Genomic DNA, 6,576 nt, shown 5'->3' on the forward strand with positions numbered 1-6,576 from the left:
TATTTAACAAGTGCCCGTTGTTCCTCAGACTCCAGGTAAGCATAGTTTTCTTCACTTCCATAACCTGCGTCTGCAATGATGGTTCCCGGCAATTGACCAAGCGATGCTTTCACTTTGTCCAGGTGTGGCTTAAGACAACGCGTGTCTGTTGGGCGTTGGTGAAGGCTGTAACTAAGGATGAACTGATCTCCTGTTCCAATCTGCACGTTATATCCCGGCTTCAATTGTCCATTTCGCATGTGATCTTCCTTCATGCGCATAAACGTGGCATCGGTGTCGGTTTTGCTAAAGCTGTTCTAAACGATTGACCGCATCGTTGATGACGCGAACGAGATGGTTTCGGGGATATCTTCTTGCAAGTCCATTGGCAAGGACAGCTGATCCATGGTCTATTCTTTGTACATAAAGAGGCCTCTCTTTCTAGAATGGTTGGTGGTACTCCTATTCTAACAAGGAGATGGCTTCTTTTTGTTTGTATTTTAAGCAATTAATTGACAGGTTAATGGCAAACGGAACATTTAAATGTGCAGTTTGCTGTTTTACCCAAATAAAACAGGGGGGTATCCCATCGTCATTTTAATGACTTATGGGACACCCCCTTGTTCATATTATCTTATTTAACGCCAAGTTCAACCGCAATTGCCGTTGCCCAAGCACCTGCCGGCAAAACCTCATACTTCACGCCATCAACCAGTTTACCGCCGTTCTGAATATCGAAAATGCCCGTTTCGCCTTTGCGAGTCTGCACTCTGTATTGCGCGGTAAGAACCGAACCGTCGCTGCCCTTCAACCGAACTGAGCGATAGGCAAACAGCTCATCGCCTGGATCGGCTGTCAACGAAACAGTAATCGAAGCATCATCGATACTTGCTGCGGAAGCAATCGTAAGGGGATCGATAGGCTGCGCAATGAACGTATTGTTTGCAAGTACGAACCAATCAGAGGTTACTGTATATTTGACGCCTGGCTGAAGCGTTGTGCCTGCTGGCAGGCGGAACTTCGGTTCTTGCTTGCCGTCGGTCGATTGCGTAAAGCCGACATAGTTGACGGTAATCGGCGCTCCGCCCTCCGGCGTTAATACAGCTTGGCGAGTTGCTAACGAAGAAATGATTTGCAACGGCTGCCCTTTGTAGCTATTGTCTTCTTCAAGCACAATCGCGTTTGCGCCGCGTCCGCCGGCATAGGCGGAAATGACATAACCGTAGTCAATCACGCCGTCCTCGCGCAACGAACTGACCTCAAACGTATCGTTCGTCACTTGATTTACGTTTTTCAACTGAATCGCTTCCTCGCCAGAAGTTACGCTAAATGTTTGTTTGCCTTTATAAGTGAGCGTGAATGCTTCACCGCTCTTCATCGTTTGAATCGGAACGATATAAGTCGCAACAGAGCCTGTTTTCAACCGAGGCTGATTAACCAGCTTCAAGCCATTGCTGAGCACAAAATTCGCTTGCGCCGAAGCTGTAGTCTCATCCGTTAACGTCATCGGACGGTCAAATTCAACTTCGAGCGTAATTTTGTTGAGCGCCTTCACCGATACGATCGCTGCGGATTCGCTGCGGATCGCTTGCTCAGCTTGAATGAGCAAGCGGGCTGCTTCGCCGCGCGTTATTTTAGTATGATCGATTTGCAGAAGCTCCATCCAGTATTGCACTGATTTCACATCGCGTTGAAGCCCTTTAGCAATAATGGACGCTAAATCTGCGCCTTCGAGCTGTTTATTCGGTTGGAACGACGGATTCGCATCCATCAATCCGTTTGCTGCGGCGGCGTTAACGTACGCCTCGTACCATTTCGCTTTAGGCGCCGGGGCTTCCGGCTCAAAACCGAACACCAACACCGCCATCTTAATGAACTCACCGTTTGTGATGCGGCGCTCTTCATGCATTTTGCCGTCACCATTGCCTTGAAGAATGCCCTGTTCCGCCAGCTTTGCGACCGCTTGCTGAATCGTTACGCTTGCGTCATTAAAGCTGGCTGCCGATGCCGTTGTCGATGGAAGCAACGCGCTGCCGCCAATTGCGACTGCAATTGCGATAGCTGCTGCTTGCTTATTTGTTTTTTTCATGAGGTTCGTTTTTTTCATTGGATTCATTTTCCCCTCTGCTCGATTTAGTGGCGTTTCCTTTGACTACTTCATCATAAAGGACATCCCTAAACCGGCTTCAAAGGAATTCTAAACAATTTATAAACGAAGTCGTAAAAATGTTAAAATTTTCATCGTCTATACGGTGAATCGGTATCCCGCACCCCATACCGTACCAATAAATTGCGGATTTGAAGGGTCTTCCTCGATCTTCTCGCGAATACGTGATATATGGACGGTTACTGTCGCAATCTCGCCGTTTGACTCCATTCCCCAAATTCGTTCAAACAGATCTTCTTTACTAAAAACCCGGTTCGGATGCTCGGAAAGGAAGAGCAACACCTCAAATTCCTTCGTCGTCAGCGATACCTCGCGATCGTTCACGAATACGCGGTAAGCCGCTTTATGAATAGCTAGCTCTCGAATACGTAAAATTTCCGGCTCTGGCTCCCTCTTGACTCCCTTGTCCTTCAAATAGCGTTCGTACCGGGCCAAATGAGCCTTCGCCCGCGCGACCAGCTCGCTAGGGCTGAACGGCTTCGTCACAAAATCATCAGCGCCTAGTCCGAACCCTCTAATTTTGTCCACTTCTTCATTTTTAGCCGATACGATAAGAACCGGAATGTCCAGCTTTTCTCTTACCTGCTTGCAAATGTCGAACCCGCTTGCGCCGGGCAGCTGCAAATCGAGAATCAATAGATCGTATTGTCCGCTTAGCGCTAATTGCAGACCTTCCAAACCGTCCTGCACCATCTCGGCCTGCATGCCGTGCAGCCGGAAATAATCTTTCTGCAGCTCTCCTATATACGGATCGTCTTCAATGATCAATATTTTTGTCATGTTATTCACCGGCTTTTTCTAATGATGGGCAGCGTAAAATGAATCTCCGTTCCGTGACCCTCTTCACTTTTGGCTGTTATCGTTCCGCCATGTCCTTCAATAATTTGTTTTGCGATCGCAAGGCCTAAGCCGCTTCCGCCTGTCGAAGGCGATCGCGCATCATCGGCGCGATAAAAGCGATCGAACACGAGCGGCAGCGATTCAGCTCCGATGCCCGGTCCATTGTCGGCAATAATGACCTCTACTTCTCCGTTTGTTTCTTCTGCACGAATGCCGACAGTAATGATTTTCGGATCCATTTTCATAAACTTGATGCTATTGACGAGCAAATTGCGGACGACGCGCTTTAATTTTTCCTGATCGGCCTGAATCGAAAGCGCCTGCTCCGGCAAGCCAACCCACTTCAGTTGTATCCCTTCACGCTCAAAGTCTAACGCATGCTCGTCCACAAATTTTTGAATCAGTGATACAGCGTCGACTTCATCGAACCGGAATGGCTCTTCTTTAAGATCAAGCTTGGAATAATAGAACAGCTCCTCCACCAGTCGCTCCATATCCGAAGCACGAGTATGAATCGCACCGGCATATTGATCCAGCTTCTCCGGTGTCCGCGCCACGCCGTCCCGAATGCCTTCTGCGTAACCCTTGATCGTCGTAATCGGCGTACGCAGGTCATGTGAAATATTCGAGAGCAGCCGCTTGCGATTTTCCTCGTATTGAAGCTGCAATTGGATCGACGCTCTCAGCTGGCGTCTCATCTCCTCGAAGCTCATCGTAAGCTGGCCAATCTCGTCCTTGCTGTTTGGCTTCAGCTCGTCATTCAAATCGCCGTCCTTGATCCGTTCGGCCGACTTGCGCAGCCCTTCGAGCGGAAGGACGATTTTATGCGTGACGTACCGGTAAAGAATGAAGCTCGTTATGAGAACGATAAGCGCAAAGAGGCCTATTAGCATAGGCAGCATTCTGCGAATGATTTCCGCGAATGGGCTTCTCTCTCTAACTACAAAGATACTCCCTTTTTCTTCTGAATCGGTATCGAAATAAAAGTCGAATTTGGCGTAAGCAAAAAAGCGGCTGCCGACATTCATCGTATTGCGGATCGAATAGTTCCCCATCTCATACTTAGGTAACGATAATTCAAACTTTGTTTCATTCATGTTCAACGTTGTATAGAGCAGTTCGTCTCCTTTGCGCACAAGCAGACCGGCTTGAACCATTTTTAGCTTTTGGTCATAGTCTTCCAGCAGTGAAAGATCTTCCAACTTGGCCGGATCGTTCTTTGCTAAATATTTCAGATCGAGAAAAATGCTCTCTTCTTCCTCGGACAATGGGTGAAGTGAATAATGAATCGTATAAAAGCTTCGCACGCTTTTATAATCGCCGGTCGCTGCGACAGACAATAAGTAAGCGGCAAGCATTACCAGCGCGACCGATATAACGACCACCGATGTAAAAGAAAATAGTAAACGAAACCGGATCGACATTCCGATCGCCTCCTCTCCTGCTCTTTCTCTATAATAGCGAGTCCGAAAGCAATTTCTCAAACAGATCATCGAAATGATTAAATTTCATGACCTCATTGCCAGACGGCTTGTCTAATTCCAAGTACATCTTTTCATCGATTTCATACACAAACCAGCTTATATTGCTGTCGCCTAGAAACAAATATTTTTTCTGATCCTCATTTTCATACCAAATTTGATTAGCAGAAATTAGCCCCGTAATTTGTTGATTTGGCTTTTTTTCTAAATAGGGATCATCAATTCCATACAAAATAAAACCGTTGAACTCCAATCCATTTACGGTTCTCAAAACTGACATATAGGGTTCGGGCAGTTCAATATTCCATTCTTCTTTGACCGCCAGATGAAAGCTCGACAGCTCCGCTTCTAAAGCTCCCGTATTGATGATTGCACTGTAAATCAACAGTTCTTTCCTTAATTGTTCCAGCTTGATTTGCCACATCATCTTCACCGCCGAATCTGTCTTTAGATCCTATTACATTCTAGCATAATCCGGATTAATCTTTCGCTCCTCTTTTGTCATAAATGGAGTGGACATCCGCATAAACAATACAGTATTTGACATGAATCGTATACATGGAGGTTACATATGAGCGACAATAATCAATGGTCGGAAGATATTCCTGCCAAACTGCATTCGCAAACCGTCGGCGAGAGAGGCCCTGTGCTGGAACAGGACTCGGTGCTGCATGAAACGCTAGAATCCTTTATACATACCAAAATTGTTGAACGGCCTGTGCATGTTAAAGGTTATGGAGCGTTCGGTTACTTCCAGACGGTTCATTCCATGTCCGACTATACGAAACTTTGCTTTTTGCAGGAGCCTGGCCAGCAGGTGCCGGTTACCGTCCGCTTTTCACTTGCCGTCAGCAATAAAGGCACCCCGGACACATCACGTAATGTGCGGGGCTTTTCAACGAAATTTTACACGCCCGACGGTGTGTTCGATCTGCTCTGCAATAGCATTCCTGTCTTTTCCGTAAGAGATGCCATACGCTTTCCTGAGACGATCAATGCGTTCCTTCCCTCTCCCATAAACAACCTGATCGACCCTGAGCGTTTCTGGAGCTTCGTCGCAAGAGCGCCGGAATCGACCAATTTTATTGTATGGCTCTATTCGGATGCAGGCACGATCAAAAGCCTCCGACATGTTCGCGGACATAGCGTCAATACTTTTATATGGCGGAATGCGCAAGGCGTTCGCCGCTATGTGAAGTACCATTGGATCCCGCAAGCTGGTGAGCAGTATATCGACCGGCAAGAGTCTGTCCGTTTGGCGGGTGAGAATCCGGATATCGCCGGCCAAGATCTTTATGATTCGCTCGCCTCGGGCAAAACGGTTGAATATGGGCTTTATGTGCAGCTGATGAATCCGGAGGATGAAACGAAGCTTAGCTACGATCCGCTGGATGACACGAAGGTTTGGGATGAACGGCAATATCCGTTGCATCCGGTTGGCCGGCTCGTATTGAACCGCAACCCCGACAACTATATGGAGCAAGTGGAGAAAATCGCGTTCTCTCCAACGAATCTATTGGATGGCGCCGAGCTGTCGGACGATAAGATGCTCCAAGGTCGCGCCAATATTTACTCGGATTCACAACGAAACCGCTTAGGCGCAAATTTCCGTAAAATTCCGATCAATCATCAAGCGGATTGGACGCCCGCCAACCTTGTGACCAGCGGCGAGGGCCGATATGTGGAAGGTCATCTTGTACGGTCCGATTTGTTCAAAGCCGATGATTTCGCACAAGCGGGCGAGTTTTACGAATCGCTTCCCCCGATCCAGAAAGATCGCTTAGTCGATAATCTGGCTGCGGATCTGGCAGGCATTTCGCATAACACGCAAAACATCGTACTTAGCTATTTGCACAAGGCGTCGCCGGAGCTTGGCAAGCGAGTGGAACGACAAATCAGAGCACATTCCAAAGAATAATGTAATGATACACTCATATAAAGAGAGGCCGTCCCAAAAGTGGTTCGCTCGCTGAAAAAACGGCTCGCATCAGTAATTGAAGAAGCGGTATTCATGAAAATAGTGTTGCAGAGAGCTATCCCTGCAACACTATTTTTCGATTTTGATGCTTTGTGGCTTTCTTCAGCAAATGATGGGCAAGCGAAAGCCAC

General features: G+C 47.5%; 5 protein-coding genes and 1 pseudogene. 1 reads left to right on the plus strand and 5 read right to left on the minus strand.

Annotation, left to right across the window (positions count from 1 at the left end):
* The 5 genes and pseudogenes from GOM71_RS23570 to GOM71_RS23590 all read right to left on the minus strand — a co-directional run.
* Positions 1 to 296, minus strand: a pseudogene (locus GOM71_RS23570) (transposase); the annotation flags it as partial.
* 317 nt (positions 297 to 613) lie between these two features.
* Positions 614 to 2,068, minus strand: a complete 1,455-nt coding sequence (locus tag GOM71_RS23575) for an S-layer homology domain-containing protein (RefSeq protein ID WP_156285568.1) — start codon at positions 2,066 to 2,068, stop codon at positions 614 to 616.
* A 156-nt stretch (positions 2,069 to 2,224) separates the two neighbouring features.
* A complete protein-coding gene (locus GOM71_RS23580) occupies positions 2,225 to 2,926 on the minus strand; it encodes a response regulator transcription factor (RefSeq protein WP_156285564.1) in 702 nt (233 codons plus the stop codon).
* Between the two features lie 5 nt (positions 2,927 to 2,931).
* The gene (locus tag GOM71_RS23585; RefSeq protein WP_156285565.1) at positions 2,932 to 4,410 is read right to left on the minus strand and encodes a sensor histidine kinase; all 1,479 of its coding nucleotides are present in this window, start codon (positions 4,408 to 4,410) and stop codon (positions 2,932 to 2,934) included.
* A gap of 28 nt (positions 4,411 to 4,438) precedes the next feature.
* Entirely contained in the window at positions 4,439 to 4,891 is a 453-nt protein-coding gene (locus tag GOM71_RS23590) for a YrhA family protein (RefSeq protein WP_173276001.1), read from the minus strand.
* A 147-nt stretch (positions 4,892 to 5,038) separates the two neighbouring features.
* Here GOM71_RS23590 and GOM71_RS23595 point away from each other — a divergent pair, with 147 nt between their 5' ends.
* Positions 5,039 to 6,385, plus strand: a complete 1,347-nt coding sequence (locus GOM71_RS23595) for a catalase (protein WP_156285567.1) — start codon at positions 5,039 to 5,041, stop codon at positions 6,383 to 6,385.
* Positions 6,386 to 6,576 lie beyond the last annotated feature (191 nt).

This window comes from Paenibacillus sp. NEAU-GSW1, from assembly GCF_009737085.1.
GTDB lineage: Bacteria > Bacillota > Bacilli > Paenibacillales > Paenibacillaceae > Pristimantibacillus.

What these genes read in the sequence shown, in the direction of transcription:
- GOM71_RS23585 (WP_156285565.1), bottom strand. Translation starts at nt 4,410, where the DNA reads ATGTCGATCCGGTTTCGTTTACTATTTTCTTTTACATCGGTGGTCGTT.
- GOM71_RS23575 (WP_156285568.1), bottom strand. Translation starts at nt 2,068, where the DNA reads ATGAAAAAAACAAATAAGCAAGCAGCAGCTATCGCAATTGCAGTCGCA.
- GOM71_RS23595 (WP_156285567.1), top strand. Translation starts at nt 5,039, where the DNA reads ATGAGCGACAATAATCAATGGTCGGAAGATATTCCTGCCAAACTGCAT.
- GOM71_RS23580 (WP_156285564.1), bottom strand. Translation starts at nt 2,926, where the DNA reads ATGACAAAAATATTGATCATTGAAGACGATCCGTATATAGGAGAGCTG.
- GOM71_RS23590 (WP_173276001.1), bottom strand. Translation starts at nt 4,891, where the DNA reads ATGTGGCAAATCAAGCTGGAACAATTAAGGAAAGAACTGTTGATTTAC.